Origin of the sequence: Shimia sediminis (assembly GCF_003990645.1) — a bacterium.
Classification (GTDB): domain Bacteria; phylum Pseudomonadota; class Alphaproteobacteria; order Rhodobacterales; family Rhodobacteraceae; genus Shimia; species Shimia sediminis.
The window spans coordinates 99,832-116,187 of the sequence record NZ_RYZK01000009.1; the positions used below are offsets into that span (position 1 = coordinate 99,832).

Annotated in this window: 13 protein-coding genes; 3 read left to right on the forward strand and 10 right to left on the reverse strand. The window is 58.7% G+C overall.

Annotated features, from left to right (window positions below; translation table 11 throughout):
- The first annotated feature begins 57 nt into the window (after positions 1-57).
- Positions 58-1,560 carry a hypothetical protein gene (locus EK369_RS16910; protein WP_127115445.1) on the forward strand — a complete coding sequence of 501 codons (1,503 nt, stop codon included), beginning with the start codon at positions 58-60 and terminating at the stop codon, positions 1,558-1,560.
- 170 nt (positions 1,561-1,730) lie between these two features.
- Here the strand turns inward: EK369_RS16910 and EK369_RS16915 are convergent, their stop codons facing one another.
- Both EK369_RS16915 and EK369_RS16920 read right to left on the reverse strand, forming a co-directional pair.
- The gene (locus tag EK369_RS16915; RefSeq protein WP_127115446.1) at positions 1,731-2,792 is read right to left on the reverse strand and encodes a Hint domain-containing protein; all 1,062 of its coding nucleotides are present in this window, start codon (positions 2,790-2,792) and stop codon (positions 1,731-1,733) included.
- 179 nt (positions 2,793-2,971) lie between these two features.
- The gene (locus EK369_RS16920; protein ID WP_127115447.1) at positions 2,972-3,919 is read right to left on the reverse strand and encodes an ABC transporter transmembrane domain-containing protein; all 948 of its coding nucleotides are present in this window, start codon (positions 3,917-3,919) and stop codon (positions 2,972-2,974) included.
- Between the two features lie 157 nt (positions 3,920-4,076).
- Between EK369_RS16920 and EK369_RS16925 the strand changes: the two genes are divergently transcribed.
- Entirely contained in the window at positions 4,077-4,907 is an 831-nt protein-coding gene (locus tag EK369_RS16925) for a universal stress protein (RefSeq protein WP_127115448.1), read from the forward strand.
- A gap of 44 nt (positions 4,908-4,951) precedes the next feature.
- Here the strand turns inward: EK369_RS16925 and tsaA are convergent, their stop codons facing one another.
- The gene (tsaA, locus tag EK369_RS16930; protein WP_127115449.1) at positions 4,952-5,452 is read right to left on the reverse strand and encodes a tRNA (N6-threonylcarbamoyladenosine(37)-N6)-methyltransferase TrmO; all 501 of its coding nucleotides are present in this window, start codon (positions 5,450-5,452) and stop codon (positions 4,952-4,954) included.
- Between the two features lie 249 nt (positions 5,453-5,701).
- Here tsaA and EK369_RS16935 point away from each other — a divergent pair, with 249 nt between their 5' ends.
- Positions 5,702-7,618 carry a multiheme c-type cytochrome gene (locus tag EK369_RS16935; protein ID WP_164727029.1) on the forward strand — a complete coding sequence of 639 codons (1,917 nt, stop codon included), beginning with the start codon at positions 5,702-5,704 and terminating at the stop codon, positions 7,616-7,618.
- A 3-nt stretch (positions 7,619-7,621) separates the two neighbouring features.
- Here the strand turns inward: EK369_RS16935 and EK369_RS16940 are convergent, their stop codons facing one another.
- From EK369_RS16940 to EK369_RS16970, 7 genes are all read right to left on the reverse strand, one after another.
- Positions 7,622-8,494 (reverse strand): dimethyl sulfoxide reductase anchor subunit family protein, encoded by an 873-nt coding sequence (locus EK369_RS16940; protein ID WP_127115451.1) that lies wholly within the window; start codon positions 8,492-8,494, stop codon positions 7,622-7,624.
- Positions 8,494-9,228 (reverse strand): 4Fe-4S dicluster domain-containing protein, encoded by a 735-nt coding sequence (locus tag EK369_RS16945; RefSeq protein WP_127115452.1) that lies wholly within the window; start codon positions 9,226-9,228, stop codon positions 8,494-8,496. The genes EK369_RS16940 and EK369_RS16945 overlap by 1 nt, the downstream gene beginning before the upstream one ends.
- On the reverse strand, positions 9,228-12,101 hold the full coding sequence (locus EK369_RS16950) for a molybdopterin oxidoreductase family protein (RefSeq protein WP_127115453.1): 2,874 nt from the start codon (positions 12,099-12,101) through the stop codon (positions 9,228-9,230). The genes EK369_RS16945 and EK369_RS16950 overlap by 1 nt, the downstream gene beginning before the upstream one ends.
- 326 nt (positions 12,102-12,427) lie before the next feature.
- Positions 12,428-13,234 carry an IclR family transcriptional regulator gene (locus tag EK369_RS16955; RefSeq protein ID WP_127115454.1) on the reverse strand — a complete coding sequence of 269 codons (807 nt, stop codon included), beginning with the start codon at positions 13,232-13,234 and terminating at the stop codon, positions 12,428-12,430.
- Positions 13,234-14,013, reverse strand: coding sequence for an oxepin-CoA hydrolase, alternative type (locus EK369_RS16960; RefSeq protein ID WP_127115455.1), 780 nt, complete (start codon positions 14,011-14,013; stop codon positions 13,234-13,236). Before EK369_RS16960 ends, EK369_RS16955 begins: the two co-directional genes overlap by 1 nt.
- 39 nt (positions 14,014-14,052) lie before the next feature.
- A complete protein-coding gene (locus EK369_RS16965) occupies positions 14,053-15,141 on the reverse strand; it encodes an acyl-CoA dehydrogenase family protein (protein ID WP_127115456.1) in 1,089 nt (362 codons plus the stop codon).
- 12 nt (positions 15,142-15,153) lie between these two features.
- Complete coding sequence (locus tag EK369_RS16970; protein WP_127115457.1) at positions 15,154-16,350, reverse strand: acyl-CoA dehydrogenase family protein; 1,197 nt, start codon at positions 16,348-16,350, stop codon at positions 15,154-15,156.
- Positions 16,351-16,356 lie beyond the last annotated feature (6 nt).

Below are 16,356 nucleotides of genomic sequence, written 5' to 3' on the forward strand. Positions count from 1 at the left end.
CCGAACGTCCCCCCGCCCCTAACATCCCTGAATTACTGACAACACCGGATTATTGACGTGATACGCATTTTTCTTGCCCTTTTGTTCCTCTCCGGCCCCGCCATGGCCGCGACGCTGGAGCGTACAGACAACCCCAACTGCACCGCTCGTTTCTCTGGCCCCATCAAACCCGGTGACTTTGAAAAGGTCGCCGCAGCCGCAGCGCAAATTCTCAAACCCGACCCCGACGACCCCGAAGGCAACACCTATTTCATGCGGGTCTGCCTCGACAGTCCCGGCGGCAGCCTGCTGGAAGCAACCGAGATCGCCGCGCATTTCTCCGAGAAAGGATACGGCACCGTCATCGACAATGGCGACAGCTGCTATTCCGCCTGCGCCGTGATCTTCATGTTCGGCAGCCAGTATTTTACCGGCCGCACCGTGAACTTCAACCGCCGCCTGCATGTCAATGGCATCCTCGGCTTCCACCGTCCCGATTTCCGCCTCCCCGAAGGCGGCTCTTATTCCTCGGCTGACGTGGAACAGGCCTTTGACATCGCCATTCTCGCCACGCACGAGTTCATCCGCCTCGGCAACCGCCGCATCGAAGGCGAACGCAACGTCTACTTTGCTGCCGACCTGATCGAGCTGATGTTCTCGCGCGAGGGCAACGACTTCTTCTATGTCGACACCGTGGACAAGGCAGGTCGTTGGAGCATTGACGTCTTCGGCTATGCCCAACCCCGCGCGATCAGCGCCCGCGATGCCATTGTCGCCTGCCACAACATGTCCAACTGGACCTATCGTCTGTCTCCGGAACCTGTTGAGCTTCGGCGCAGCCAGATGGACACGATGATGCGCGACGTCAGCCGGGTGGTGCACCGATGGGACGATCCCGCGATCTCATATGACGACAACCCGCCCCAGAGCTACTATGTCCGCACCGGCCCGGTCTATCACAAGGACTGGCTCTTGAAGCAGGCTGATCGCACCTGCCTTATCCAGCCCTATTTCCTTGACGGTGAACTTTCCCTGACCGGCTGTGGCGGCAACAACGATGCCGGGACCCAGGCCCCGAACCTCAATCGCTGTGACGTCGAGGACGGAGACCTGATGCGTCCCATCTCTGCCTTGGCGGTCTTTCCCTCGCATCTGCCACTCTCTGGCCTGTCGCAATGGGCTGCAACCATGACCGAAGAAGCCACCACAATTGACGCAATGGATCACGGCGGACCTCAGAGCTGGTGCACGCGGGCCCAAGGGTACACAACGCGTGTGGTCAACGTCTCGGAATATGTGAACATCCGTCAGGACCCGGGCTTTAACGCTCCTGTGGTGGCTCAGGCTGGCAAACACCTCGTGATGACCTTTGGCAGCGGTGACCCGATGTTTGTCGGCGACCGGGCCACGCAAAACCGCTGCATTCAGGCCTGCAATACGCTGCACTCAGCCGGGGTACGTGATGACACGGTCACCGGCCCTGTGGCGCAATGCATGAGTGATAATGCCATCTGGTTTGATGTGGTTCTGCCAAACGGGATTCGCGGGTGGATCAGCGGAAAATACACCGATCAACTTTGAAACCGGCGTCAAAACCCAACGGCAGCGGTGTGGGCACCGACGCAATACCGACGTTATACCGACGTAATACCGAATGCGGTTTGACCTTTAAAAACAGGTGTTTCCTACGCAAAACGCCCCGGTTGTCCTGAACCGGGGCGTCCGCAGTGTTAACCTTTTCCAAGGAGTCTTTAGGCCGCGTCATACATCAGGATTGCCGCCTCGCTGGCGCTGAGATTGCGACGCGCATAGGCGCCATAGCTGTTCAGGTCATATTCCAGCTCTGGCAACATCCGAAGCAACCTTTTGCGATCATGCGGTTCCAGCGTGGAAAGCGCAGCGTTGGCGGGATGATAGCTCTCGGTTTCCACCCCGTTGGCCCAGACGATCTGGTGGCGCGGCAACATCAGGTGGATATAGGTCACTTCGCGCATTGCGTAGTCCACCGACACGTTGGCGCCGTCCACCAGGTCTCTCGCCGAGACCAACACTTCCGGCGTGTTGAAAAGCGCGCGCGCCGCCGCTCCTTTCACCAACATGCGATGCTCGGGCGACACCACCAGATCCTGATCCGGTTGCTCAATACCCAGTGCACCATGGCGAATGCGGATCGGGCGCAGCGCGGGCATGGCAAACAGTCTTGCACCACTCATCCGCCGACTGCCGACCCAGCAAATCTCTTCCGCACCATTGTCCTTGGTCTGGATGCGATCTCCCTCGCGCAATTCTTCCACGCGGCGCGGCCCATAAGGTGTTGAAATCATGGTGCCCGGCGTGAAACAGATCACACCGCCAGTGGCCGGCCCCATCGGGTTGGTGTCAATCGCATCCATGTTGTGATGCACCACCCACAGCTCGGTGTTCTTGGGCGGCATCTCATCAAGGAACATCAAGAGCGGCTTGCCCCCGTTCACTTCGATCACCGTCACCGTGTAACTCTGCGCACCGTTGGTCACCACAAAACCGCCCTCCAGGAGCGGTTCGTCGATCTCGATGTCTTCCAGTTTTCTGGATGTGTCTACCGCTGCCCCAACCAGTCGGCGCACCATGCGCGCCGCCCGCTTGCGGATGTTTGCCTCACCCTCTGCCTGATCCAGACGCAATAGCTCTGCCGGGCCGTCCACACGGGCGGCATCCCCATGCCATGACCACACCGCGCCTGTTTCCAGCGCTTGTAAGGGTGCGGACCCAACACTATCCAACTCTGTCTGTGACCAGGAGATGACAAACGTGCCACGAAAGCCCGTCTTCATTGCCTGATAACCTGCCTTTATTTTTTTATTGCCGCCAGACTAGCAGAGGTGATTCGTCCTGAAAAGAGTCCGTTAACTTTTTTCTGCTAGCGTGTTGGAAAGCCACATATCCGCAACATAACCAATAAGTTGCAGAACAGAGTTCATCCGGCGTGTATTGTGGATATTTGCGATCAGACTCAGTCTGACCGCGACCGCAACTTGTCCAGAACCGCCCTGCGCTCCTTTTCTGGAAAGGCATCGCGCAACAGCTCATACTTGACCCGCGTCGCACTGACCTGGCGGTAAAAGGCGATCAGAAATGCGGTCGGCGCCTGCAATCGGCCCAACCCCATAACCGCGGCCACGACAGTGCCCACATCGGTTGCCCCCCGGATGACCATCGCACTGCCCAGCATCAGAACCGCAACCGTCCCCGCCCCGTTCAGCGCACTCAGCAAAAACTTGGTGGAAAGCTTCCAGTGAAACACCCGGCGGCGGGTCTCGTAGATGTCGTCGAATTCCTCAAGGATCCTGTGCTCCAGCTCTGCCGCTTCACCGCTGGTGACGTGCCCTGTCGCGCGCCGCAAGATCTTGACCCGATCCGACACCAGCGCATTCACCCGTGATTGCGTATACAGCACCAGAACCACCTGGGGCAGGATGATCAGCAACGCGATCAACCCCAGCTTTGGTTGGGTAGAGGCGATAAATCCAATCACACTGATCAGGGTTCCCAGCTGCACCACCGGCTCGGAAAAGGCGCTGCCGACAAACTTGCCCAGCTCTTCAGCTTCCGCCGTGATCATGGCCACCGTTTGCCCGGTGGCTTCGGTCTGTGCGCCCGTCGCCGTGTAGACGCCAAAAATGTAACGCCGCAAAAATCGGATGATGTCTTCACCCAGAATATTGGCCCGAAACCCCATCAGCCATTTCAGCGCCAGCGAGACCAGGATCACCGCCATCATCCCACCGCACAGCCACACCAGATGGTCTTTGCTGGCCGAGCCGTCGGTCAAACCATTGACGATCTCTTTTTGAAACGACAGGGGCGCCGCGGCCAGCCCGGCAACGACGATGGACAACAGGATCAGAACGACCTGACGGCCTGCGCTCACGCGCCAAATGGCAAGGTAGAATTGCAGCATGACAGTTCCGTTAATACTGCCCCGATTGTGGTGCTAAGGCGCCGTGGCTTCAACCCGCAACCTGTGACCAAATTTCCGCCTCGGACATCTTTAATTTCCGACAGAAAGACCCAGATTTCTAGAGACGCAACAAGACTTTTCAACACTGGAGCTTCATATGGACACGATTATTGTCGCAACTGACCTTTCTGACCGATCCGACCGCGCCGTTGACCGCGCCCTCCACCTGGCGGAAGCCAGCGGTGCTACCTGTCACGTGGTTTCGGTGGTGGACGACGCGCTGCCTGTCGAGTTGTCGAAGCAGCTTTCAACCGGGGTAGAGGAACACATCCAATCGGCCCTGGAAACGCAGAAAAGCTCGGTCAAAGTCGAGGTGACCATCCTGCGCGGTGACGTGGCAGAGATGCTGATCCGCTTTGCCCGCTTGCAAGACGCCGACCTCATCGTTCTGGGCCTGCACCGCCGGCGCACTTTCCTTGACTCGTTACGCGAGACGACGATGACCCGCATCGTCGCCGCCAGCCCGACTCCGGTGCTTTTGGTGAAGAACGATGTCTCGGAGAGCTACGCCAAGGCTCTGGTGCCTGTGAGCTTTTCTCCGTCCTGTGCCGGCGCTTTCAAAAGTGCCGCCAAGACCGCACCTGGCGCCAAGATCACCGGCTTTCACGCCCTGCATATTCCCTTCCGCGGCCTGACTGGCGGCGAAGACTCGGACATGGCGCGCGCCGTCATGGCCGAGGCTGAACAAGCACGCGAAAACTGGATGAAGGAGCAGGGACTCAGTAGCGACGTCACCCCACCCGAAATCATCCCCGGTGCTGTCCGGATTGTCTTTGACCAGAAGATCCGCGAAGAAAAACCGGATCTGTTGGCTGTCGGCGCGCATACACGGTCGGGGCTGGCCATCCAGAAGCTTGGCGGTTTTGCCGCAGAACTGGTGCGCGACCCCCCGGTTGACCTTTTGGTCTCTCCTCCACCTCGCGGATAAACATCTGGCAAGCAAGGTCTTTTCCGGCCGAACTCTCTCTTACTTCACCTCTGATCTGCCGCTACTGCAGGCGGCAGATCAACGGTTTCGATCCATGGCTTGATGTCAATCAAAGGCGTCCCGTCAAAACAGTCGATTGCGTCAATCCCGACCACACCCGCCTCCAGATCCAGTTCCGTGATACGTACCGCTGACATGGCCAGCGGATTGGGGCGCACCGGAGAACGCAGAGCAAATGTACCGCGCGTGCCCTCAACGTGGTGCGGTGCCTGGCGGATCAAATCGCGCCGGGCTTGGGCCATCCAATAGATCAAGATGATGCCCTGCCCGACCTCCAGCCCCTGCAATCCCGGCACGAACTCTGGTGCAATTTCCAGCCTTGCACTCTGCCCGCTTTCACGCGCCGCACGCACGTTTTTGGGACAGTTCCCCAGACTCCACGGCGTCCGCACCCGGCCAATGAAATGCACTGAGGCATCCGCTCGGTCCGCAGGGTCAAACCCCAGTTCCATCTCGCCTTTGCGGGTTGCAAACCGGTCTGTCATTCACTTTTCCTCCTGACGTACTGCCACATCAAGCGGCGCGGATGTCACTTTGTCAAAGGCCGCTGAAGGCATTCGGTCCATCCGCCGCAGGTCACGCCCACGCGAGTGGTGCACAGATTGCAGGGCATTTCACATGGTGCAATTTCCAGAATGCAGTCCAACATCCCGCGCATTTTGAATTTTTCTATGGTGACCAATGGCTTGTGCGGGCTAGATAGTGGCAGTGACATTTTAGGCGGACCCAACCGAATGCTCCTTTTGCGTAGTTTTCTCATCGTGACATTGTTCCTTTCGGCCGCAGCCACTCTTGCTGAGCCGGAATATGTGGGAACCGACGCTTGCATCGACTGCCATCAGGAAGAAGCCGAAGCCTGGCAAGGCTCGCACCACGACCTTGCCTGGACCGACCCCAAGGCCGACACCGTTCTTGGGGACTTTTCCGGGACCACGTTCACGCTGAACGGGATCACCTCGCGGTTTACCACCGAAGGTGAAACCTTTGTAATCGAGAGCGATGGGCCCGATGGTGCGATGACCCGCTATCCGGTGGCCGGGGTCATTGGCGTTGCCCCGCTACAGCAGTATGCCCTGGAAACCGAAGAGGGGCGCCTGCAAAGCTTTGATGTGCCGTGGGACACGGTCCAAGGCGAATGGTTCCACATGTATCCCGATCAGGGTTTGCTGGCTGGGGACGCCTTGCATTGGACTGGTCCTTACAAGACATGGAACGCCCGGTGCGCCGAATGTCATGCGACCGATTACCAGCGCAATTACGACCCGGAAACCCGCAGCTACACCAGTACGCAAGCCGAGATCGGGGTGGGTTGCGAGGCCTGTCACGGTCCGGGCTCTGCCCATATTGCCTGGGCGAGCGACGCCCCGTGGCAACCTGCAGGTCTGAATGACCAGGGTCTGTCGGTCGACTATGCCGAGGGCAATGGAGAGGGTCTGATCCAACAATGTGCCAGCTGCCATTCGCGCCGCGAGCCCCTGCTTGGCGGCTCACCGGCTCCGGGCACGCCGTTCCACGATGCCTACCGCCTGTCGAACCTGCGCCCTGGCCTTTATCACCCGGACGGTCAAATTCTGGACGAGGTGTACGTCTATGGTTCTTTCCTGCAATCCAAGATGTACGCCCAGGGGGTCACGTGTAAAAACTGCCATGATGTCCATTCTGCGGATCTGAAAACTGAGGGCAATGCCACCTGTACTCAGTGCCATTCCGAGGCAGGAAACGGCGATTTCCCGACCTTGAAGCTGGCGGTTTATGACGACCCATCCCACCACTTTCACTCACAGGGCAGCGAGGCCGCTGAGTGCAAGAGCTGCCATATGATCGAACGCGTCTACATGGGCATCGACGGGCGGCACGACCACTCATTCCGGGTGCCGCGCCCGGATCTGACGGTCTCAACCGGCAGCCCCAACGCCTGCAATGATTGCCACAAGGATCGCAGCCCCCAATGGGCAGACCGGCAGGTCAAGCGCTGGTATCCGCAGTCATCCCACCGTGGTCCGCATTTTGCGGAAACCTTTGCTGCCGTGGCCCGAGGGTCTGCAGACATGGGGGCCGATCTGCGGGATTTGGCGGTCTATGAAGATTTGCCAGCCATCGTGCGCGCCACCGCTTTGGAGATGCTGCAAGGCTACGCAACACCCCGGCTGGCCGATGAGCTTGCGCACCTGTTGCGTCATGACAATCCACTGATCCGTGCCAATGCTGCGGCCCTGCAATCCAGCGCACGGCCCGAAACCGCCGTGCGTCGGCTCGCGCCGCTTCTTTCCGACGACATGCGGGCTGTGCGCATCGCCACTGCGCGTGAGATGCTGAACCTTCCGTCAAATCTGCTGCCCGAGGGGAACCGCGTGGCCTTTGGACAGGCGATGCAGGACTATCAGACAGCATTGCAGACCAAACTCGACTTCCCGGAAACCCATATGCAGCTGGGCGGGATTGCGCTCGTCACGCGTAACTTCGACGGGGCATTGGCTGCATTTTCCGAAGCAGCCCTGCTTGATCCGCAAATGGTGCAGGCCTGGACGATGGTGGTGCGCCTGAACGCCGCTTTGGGTAAGCCGGACGCAGCAAAGGCCTCACTTTCAGAGGCCCTTGCCGCCAATCCCGGCGATCAGATGTTGTTGTTGCTCAGGGCGCAATTGCCCTGAGGCTCACCGCCCGTAGTAGAGCGAGACGACGTGCTTGGCCTCGGCAAAGAACAGCCAGCGGCCCGCCGTGACGCCCGCGATATGGGACAAAACAGCGATCAGTGCGATTGCATGAGAAAACGGCAGAACCGTTAGGCACAGAACCGGCAGGATCACTCCAAGCCCCAGCGCAATCGCGCGCAGCTTGGCACTGTGCTTGCGGGCAACCTGATAGGCCATTTCCTTGAGCAAATAGTTCTGTCCCGAATGCGGTGGCTCCAGTTGCCGCACGGTGCCTATTGACCCCAGACCCGTTGCGCTTTCCAGCGACGCACCGGATTGGTCAAATCGTTCGTCGCCCTGACGCCATGCCAAAACCAGCACAAGCCCCAGAACAGCCAGCAGGATGGCTGCTGTGGTCATCTGCCCGGCCAACAAGGCTCCGCCCGCCAGCGCGTGGGCCAGAAACAGGACCGGCGTAAGCCGCATGTTCCAGCGCGGTACCGTGGTTAGCTGCGCATAGATCATCGATGTCGTGAACACAGTCCCAAGGCTCAACAACGCGCCGATCCAGCCCAAGAGCGCCAGATCAACCCCTAAAAAGATGCGACCAATGGCATAAGGCGCCATGACCAACAGCGCGGCGACTGATGCCACACCTTCGCGGCTCAACCAGCTTGTGCGCCACTGGCTGAATGCCTTGATCGCGTTCGCCTTGTTGCCAAGGTGAAACGTAGCCGCCAACAGGCCGCCAACCGCCAGAGCATAGGCCAGCGCAAAGAACACGAAAGCTACGCCACCGGTCACATCCGGCATGCCAAACCCAAGGAACGCCAACAGACCAAAGCCCAATCCGCTGAGCGTGGTGAACAGAATTACAGAAGGTGCAGGATGCATCAGAGCGCCTCCAGAGCTTTATCGAGCCATTTCAGGAAACCCTTGGGCTCTTCGGATGTCGGCGCCAGCGCCATATCGGCCAACAACGTGTCTTTCTCACGGGGCGGCAGGTATTTGTTCACCGGCTTGGTGCCCATTTCCGGCATCAGGTCGACCCCACCGCGCTCGGCCACCAGTTGCGACACGGCGCTGTCCGGGTCCCCCAGATCGCCAAAGTGGCGCGCGCCTGCCGGACAGGTCCGCACACAAGCCGGCTCGCGGTCTTCTTCGGGCAGGTTTTCGTTGTAGATGCGGTCCACGCAGAGCGTGCATTTCTTCATGATGCCCGCCAACTGGTCCAACTCGCGCGCGCCATAGGGGCACGCCCAGGCACACAGACCGCAGCCCATGCAGTCATTCTCATTCACCAGCACGATGCCGTCCTCGCCCCGCTTGTAACTCGCGCCTGTCGGGCAGACGGTCACACAAGGCGCGTCGTCACAATGCAGACAGGATTTCGGGAAATGCACGGTCTGGGCGCAGCCCGAGGCGGGTGTCACCTCGTAAGAATGCACGCGGTTAAGGAATGTGCCCTCGGGCTCGGCCCCATAGGCATCCATGTCCGACAGCGGCTCGCCATAGTTCGAAGTGTTCCATTCTTTGCAGTTCACCACGCAGGCGTGGCAGCCCACACAGGTGTCCAGATCAATCACAAGGCCAAGCTTTTTTTCGGTGGTTTCTGGCAGTGCGGTCATCAGAACTCCTCCCCATAGGCGATGTCCTGCGGGCCACGACCCACCGGGGATTTGGCCGCTTTGTGGGCGGGTTCTGATGGCCCGCCCGGGGGCGCTTTTTCGATCCTGACACGCAGGTCGAACCAAGCGGCCTGACCGGTCACCGGGTCCGAGTTGGCCCAGCGTTGGCCATCGCCTTTTTCCGGCAACAACTCGTTTATCAGGTGGTTCAACAGGAACCCCTTGGTGGCTTCGGGCGCGTCCTCGGACAGCCCCCAGGCCCCGCGCTTCTTCCCAATGGCGTTCCATGTCCAGACCGTGTCGGGGTTCAGCGCATCCATACGTGCCACCGGCACTTTGATTTTGCCGTGCACCGAGGTGACATAGGCCCAGTCGCCCTCTTCAAAGTCTTGGCTCTCCCAAATTTTGCCGGGGATGTAGAGCCGGTTCACGTTGGTGATCTGGCGCAGCCACGCATTTTGCGAGCCCCACGAGTGATACATGTGCATCGGACGCTGTGTGAGCGCATGGATCGGGTATTCACTGTGATCCACAGCAGCGTCTTCAAAGGGCTGATACCACTCGGGCAGCGGGGTAAAGGCCGCCTTGATCCGCTCGCGCATGTTCTCGGGTGGTTGGCGATCCCCGATGCCTTCGGCCGCCCGCTGCATCTTGCGCATCGGTTCAAGGTAGAGGTTGAACACATAAGGTTGCGGCTTGTCGAAAAGGCCGATGCTGACGGCCCAGTCCTGATAACCCGCGTTCCACGGTTTGTAGAACTGTGCCGTCTCCGGCACGTGTTCGACCCAGAACCCACCGTTCTCGATGTAGCGATCCAGCTGTTCGGGGTTGACCTCGCCCCGTCCCACGCTTTTGCCATCCTTGCCACGGAAACCCGACAGCGGGCCAACTCCGGGGCGGCGTTCGTGGTTGACGATGTAGTCAGCGTAGTCGGCATACTTCTGGCTGCCATCTTCATTGACCCAACCGGGCAGACCCAGACGAGCGCCGAGATCACAGAGTGCGGATTGGAAACCTTTGACATTGCGATCCGGCTCGACCACCGGCCAGCGGATGGCATCTGCCGCAGCATCAGCCTCGCAGATCGGGCGATCCAGTAGAGAGATACAGTCGTGCCGCTCGAGATAGGTTGTGTCCGGCAGGATCAAGTCGGCATAGCTGACCATCTCGGACGAATAGGCATCGGAATAGATAATATGCGGGATCACATAGTCGCCGTTGTCGTCCTTGTCGGTGAGCATACGCATCACCTCGGAAGTGTTCATCGACGAGTTCCACGCCATGTTCGCCATGTAAAGGAACAAGGTATCGATCTTGTAGGGATCGCCTGCGTGCGCATTCGAGATCACCATGTGCATCAATCCGTGCACCGAGAACGGATTTTCCCAGCTGAAGGCCTTGTCGATCCGTTTCGGTGTGCCGTCATCGTCGATCAGCAGGTCCTCGGGGCCCATCGGATATCCCAAGTGCGGTCCGGGAATCGGCTGGCCCGGCTCGTCAATGCAATGCGGTTTGGGGTGCGCCTCGGGGGGCTTGGGGTACGGTGGCTTAAAGCGGAAACCGCCAGGCACCTCTACGCTGCCCAACAAGATCTGCAGGATATGAAGTGCACGGCAGGTCTGAAACCCGTTCGAATGCGCCGAAATCCCACGCATCGCGTGAAAGCTGACGGGACGTCCGATCATCTTGTCGTGCTTTTCGCCCTTCCAGTCGGTCCATGGTTGGTCGAGCACGATCTCTTCTTCAAACGCCACACGGGCCAGTTCCGCTGCCACCGCCCGGATTTTCTCGGGAGTAAGGCCACAGCGTACGGCCACCGTTTCGGGTGCAAATTCGTCGGCCATGTATTTCTCGGCCAAAAGCTGAAGGGCCGGTCGATAGGTTTGCCCACCTTGGCGCAGGTGGCCTGCCAGATCCGGTATCACGCCCGGCATGTCATAGGCCACAGGTTTACCGGTTGCCCGATCGAGAACCAGCGCCTTGTCATCTTCGCCCCGCAGGAACAGGCCAAAATCTTCGGCCCCCTCATCTGAGGATACAAGGAAACCAGCGTTGGTGTACCTGTAAAGATAATTCAGATCGATTTTGCCCGCGCGCAACAATTCATGAATGACCGACAGGATGAACAACCCGTCCGTGCCCGGCGTGATACCGATCCATTCATCTGCCACTGCATTGTAGCCTGAACGGATCGGGTTCACCCCGATGATTTTGCCACCATTGGCTTTCATACGGCCAATGCCAGCTTTGATCGGGTTGGAATCATGGTCTTCGGCAACGCCAAAAATCATGAACAGCTTGGTGCGGTCCCAATCGGGCTGCCCGAATTCCCAGAACGCGCCGCCCATCGTGTAGATGCCCGCCGCCGCCATATTGACCGAGCAGAACCCGCCATGCGCCGCATAGTTTGGCGTGCCATAGGATTGCGCCCAAAGGCTGGTGAAACTTTGCGACTGGTCGCGGCCTGTGAAAAACGCAAGCTTTTCAGGAGTTTCGGCGCGCAATGGCCCCATCCACCCCACGGCGATGTCATAGGCCTCGTCCCAGCTGATCTCTTCAAACTCTCCAGAGCCGCGCGGACCAACGCGCTTCATAGGCGCCTTCAGGCGCGCGGGCGAATAGTGCTGCATGATCCCGGCAGAGCCCTTGGCACACAAAACGCCCTTGTTGACAGGGTGATCTCGGTTGCCCTCGATGTATTTGACCTTGCCGTCCTGGAGATGCACGTTGATCCCACAGCGGCAGGCACACATGTAACAGGTGGTTTGACGCACCTCATCCGAGACTTTCGGTGAGGGCCGCGCCTCGATTTTTCCAAGCTTTGTCACGCCTTGGTATCCTCCCTGCCAGATCGTATCGGTGTAGCCTTTCATAGTCCGCGTTCATAAGTCCAGAATTCCTTGCTGTACCAACCCAGATAAACGCCTTCCCGCTTCAACTCACTGGTCGGGAACTAATTTCCAACACATGACCACCATGCTCATGGAGGGAGCCATGTAGTGACGCAGCTGCCTGAGCCGTGCCTCACCTGATCTCTTGGGGTGAGCTACAATTGGGCAGCCGTTTGCTTTGGCAAACCTGGCTTCCACGTTCCAAATCAAGATACGATCAATCGCAACTCTGTGGTGTCACGGGTTTGATCTGACCAAGGCAAGCATGCCTACGGCAAGAAAATCGGCAACCAGTGACGCAAAACACATCAAAGAAGTGTTGAACTTGGGCTTTTCGCGATTGTCCCTTTTTTCCCGCCGGAGCGAAGCTTTTGAACCGCTTCGACAAGCGCCGGGCCAATCCGCACCCGCATATCATGTTCATCAATAACGCTTGCAGCCGAACCAGCCAGAAACGCGACAGGGGCGTCCATCCCAACAGGCCAAAATGGAACGGCAACCGCAGTGATGTTTTGAGAATAGCGCGCCTCGCCCGAAACACAGGTGAATCCGGATTTTCTGACCTCGTCCATAGCGTGCTCACGCGCCAAAATGATCTCACTGGCTTGGCTGTCTTTCATCAACTTAGTGAAAATGGCCAAGCCCTCAGGATGCAATCCAGCGAGATATGCCCTCCCAGAGGAAGAGGACAGAACCGGCATGCGATACCCGACCTCCATCCAGTCGCGCCCTATGTCATCTGGTGTCCAGGTCTTGGACATCAACATTTGCACCGAGTCTTGAATGGCAATTCCAATCAGCGCACCTGTTCTGTTGGCCAACGCCTGCATGTGGGGCGTCGCCTCGTCGATGAACGTGAATGACGCACCGGCAATCTGACCCAAAGCCAGGGCAGCCGGGCCCAGACGGTACTTGTCATTCCGCTTGCCTTGCGTGAGGTAACCGTCCGCGCACAGCGTATGGGTGAGGCGACAGACTGTTGGCTTTGGAATGCCGGTGCGCTTTGAAATATCTTGATTTCCCAGCCCATCATCACTGGGTCGAAAGGCGCGCAAAACCGCAAGCCCCCGGGCAAGGGTGGATGAAAACCGCATGTCGCGACCGGTATCCGGCATCAGCGAAACACCGGTTTACGCTTTTCCAGAAAGGCGCGGATGCCCTCTGCTGCTTCGTCAGCGCCAAGCGCGTCGCACAGGGTATTGCGCTCTGCGATCAGGTGATCGTCAAAGTCAGATGTCTCTGCATCTTTCAGCAAAAATTTAATCTGCGCGATGGCCTGTTCTGGCCCCTGCCCCAGTTGACGCGCAAGATCACATGAGCGGCTCAGCACGTCGCTATCCGGCACCAGCTCACTGACCGCCCCAAGGGCATACATGCGTGCGGCATCCAGAGGTGTTCCAAGCAGAGCCATCCGCGCGGCGGTTGCCCGCGGCATTGCCTGCATTAATGCGTGGCTTGCACCACCATCGGGCGTCAGGCCGGCCTTGACATAGGCAAGAGTGAACTTTGCGCTTTCGCCCGCGACGATCAGATCGCAGGCCATTGCCAACGACAATCCCGCCCCGGCGGCACCACCTTCTACCGCCGCAATCACGGGCTTAGGGCAGGTACGAATGGCGCGAATGATCCCGTGCAGGCCTTCGACCTTGTCACGCCGCTCGGCCACAGAGAGTTCGCGACGCTTCTTCAAGGCGTTGAGATTGCCGCCAGAGCAAAAGAAACCACCTTCTCCGGCAAGAACGACCGCATGTATCTCTGATTGCGAAGCTGCCTGCGCCAGGCCGGAGTTGATACCTTCATAGTATTCAGGTGTGAGAGCATTGCGTTGGGACGCATTGCAATTCCAGATCGTCAGAACACCTTGCGAAACTTCGTGACGAAACCCAACGCTCATCTCACGTCCAGCTCTCAGAATTGCTTCCGGCAGCCATGATCAAGCTGCCGAGAGCGCGATGAACCGCGCCAGGTGGTGGTCGACATCGCCAAACCAATGATCAATCATCGTTATACGGCGGGCGAAATGTGAGAGCGCATATTCATCTGTCATGCCAATCCCACCATGCATTTGCACAGTTTCCTCCACCACAAGGGCACCAACGCGGCCGATCAGGTTCTTCGTGGCACTCACGTGCCTTTCGCGCGTCACAGGGTCCGCATCAAGATGGCCGGCAAGGTTGATTACGGCGGAACGGGCCTGCTCGATCTCGATCAACACATCTGCCATGCGATGCTGGAGGGCCTGAAACTTGCCGATTGGCACACCGAACTGCTTGCGCTCTTTCAGATAGTCGAGGGTTAATGCCTTGGCCGCCTCCATGGCACCAAGTGCTTCGGCGCATATTGCAAGTGTTGCACGGGCATTGGCCATTTCCAGCGCGTCATATCCCCCCTCCAACCGAGCCGAGGGCACTACGTTTTCAAGAACCACAGTTGCACCAGAGGTTCCGTCGTTGTTGACGTGATCGGTGATTGTGACACCGGCCGCGGCTGGGTCGACCAGGAACAACGCGATACCGTCCTTATCCCAGTCCTCGCCACTTTCTCGGGCAGAGACGATCAGATGCGTTGCCTGCGCCCCGTTCAGGACGTGATGTTTGGCGCCGGTCAAAACGCCGCCAGAAACCCGCGATGCCACATGGTTAAGGTCGTACCGGGCAAGCGGCTCGGCATGTGTGAGCGTCGCGATTGCGCCGCCCGAAATTACCGCTTCGACCAGATCGGCATCCTGTGCCACGAGCGATCCGACCAGAACTGCGGGCAGAACCGGTTCAATCACGCCAGCGCGCCCAAGCTCTTCGAAAACCACAGCGATGTCGAAGCCTGCGCCCCCGAAACCGCCCGTGTCTTCCGAAAACAACGCGCCAAGGACGCCAAGTTCGACCAGCCCTTCATAGGTTTTCCTGTCATAAGGCGCACCGGACGCAATCGTCTTTCGGCGCGTTTCGTGGTCATAGGTGTCCGCAAGGAACCGTCCCAGGCTGTCCTGCAACATGCGGCGTTCGTCGGTCAGGTTGAAATCCATGTCGCGTCTCCCTCAGAGTCCCATGATCGCTTTGGTGATGATGGTGCGCTGCACCTCGTTCGACCCGCCAAAAATGGACAGTTTTCGATTGTTAAAATAGCTCGGCGATGAGGCAGCAGCATGTTCCGGCCCCATCATCTCGGCGTTGTCTCCGCCGTCCAGATAGTCTTCTTGAAACGGAAGCGCATCCGGACCTACCGCACGGCGCAAAAGCGAGGTCAGTTCCTGTCGAATGATTGTGCCTTTGACCTTGAGCATCGAGCTTTCTGCCCCCGGCGCCTGTCCTTTGGCCGCAGCTGAGACCACCCGCAGGTTGGTTGTTGCCATGGCCATCAGGTCGATTTCGACCTGCGCAATGCGGGCGGCAAAATGCGGGTTCTCGGCAAGAGGTTTGCCGCCGGACTGCACTTTGGAGGCAACCTCTTTGACGGTTTCCAACGCGGCATTTGAAAACCCGACGCCTGCAATATTTGTGCGCTCATGGGTCAGAAGGTATTTGGCATAGGTCCAGCCTTTGTTTTCTTCCCCCACAAGGTTCTCCGCTGGCACGCGCACGTTGTCGAAGAAAACTTCGTTCACTTCGGCCCCGCCATCGACAAGAACGATGGGCCGCACGGTGATGCCAGGCGTTTTCATATCAATCAGCAGGAAAGAGATTCCCTCTTGCTTCTTGACGTCCGGATCGGTGCGCACGAGACAGAAGATCCAGTTGGCGTGCTGACCAAGGGTCGTCCAGGTCTTCTGACCGTTTACCACGTAGTGATCGCCATCTCGTACGGCCCGTGTTTTGAGGGCAGCCAGATCAGATCCCGCGCCGGGCTCGGAGTATCCCTGACACCACCAGTCCTCGCCACTCAGGATGCGCGGCAAAAAGCGCTGGCGTTGTTCTTCTGAGCCGAATGCCATGAGAACCGGTGCCAGCATGGACAGGCCAAAAGGCACGAGACGAGGCGCATGGGCGCGACAACATTCGTCTTCGAATATCTGGCGCTGTACGGCATCCCATTCTGCGCCGCCATACTGTCTGGGCCAGTTTGGCGCAAGCCACCCCCGCGCATTCAGCATGGCGTGCCAGTTTTCGCTATCCTGCTTGGTCAGGCGTTTACCAAGCCTCACCTTTTCCGTTAGGTCTCGGGGCAATGTCTCGATCAGCCAATCACGCACTTCTTCGCGAAAGGCGTTTTGCTCGTCCGTATAGTTCAGGTCCATCACGGG

Bases quoted from the DNA above. Each gene is read 5' to 3' on its own strand.
- EK369_RS16950 (WP_127115453.1), bottom strand. From the start codon at position 12,101: ATGAAAGGCTACACCGATACGATCTGGCAGGGAGGATACCAAGGCGTG.
- EK369_RS16925 (WP_127115448.1), top strand. From the start codon at position 4,077: ATGGACACGATTATTGTCGCAACTGACCTTTCTGACCGATCCGACCGC.
- EK369_RS16920 (WP_127115447.1), bottom strand. From the start codon at position 3,919: ATGCTGCAATTCTACCTTGCCATTTGGCGCGTGAGCGCAGGCCGTCAG.
- EK369_RS16945 (WP_127115452.1), bottom strand. From the start codon at position 9,228: ATGACCGCACTGCCAGAAACCACCGAAAAAAAGCTTGGCCTTGTGATT.
- EK369_RS16970 (WP_127115457.1), bottom strand. From the start codon at position 16,350: ATGGACCTGAACTATACGGACGAGCAAAACGCCTTTCGCGAAGAAGTG.
- EK369_RS16940 (WP_127115451.1), bottom strand. From the start codon at position 8,494: ATGCATCCTGCACCTTCTGTAATTCTGTTCACCACGCTCAGCGGATTG.
- EK369_RS16935 (WP_164727029.1), top strand. From the start codon at position 5,702: ATGCTCCTTTTGCGTAGTTTTCTCATCGTGACATTGTTCCTTTCGGCC.
- EK369_RS16965 (WP_127115456.1), bottom strand. From the start codon at position 15,141: ATGGATTTCAACCTGACCGACGAACGCCGCATGTTGCAGGACAGCCTG.
- tsaA (WP_127115449.1), bottom strand. From the start codon at position 5,452: ATGACAGACCGGTTTGCAACCCGCAAAGGCGAGATGGAACTGGGGTTT.
- EK369_RS16955 (WP_127115454.1), bottom strand. From the start codon at position 13,234: ATGCCGGATACCGGTCGCGACATGCGGTTTTCATCCACCCTTGCCCGG.
- EK369_RS16960 (WP_127115455.1), bottom strand. From the start codon at position 14,013: ATGAGCGTTGGGTTTCGTCACGAAGTTTCGCAAGGTGTTCTGACGATC.
- EK369_RS16915 (WP_127115446.1), bottom strand. From the start codon at position 2,792: ATGAAGACGGGCTTTCGTGGCACGTTTGTCATCTCCTGGTCACAGACA.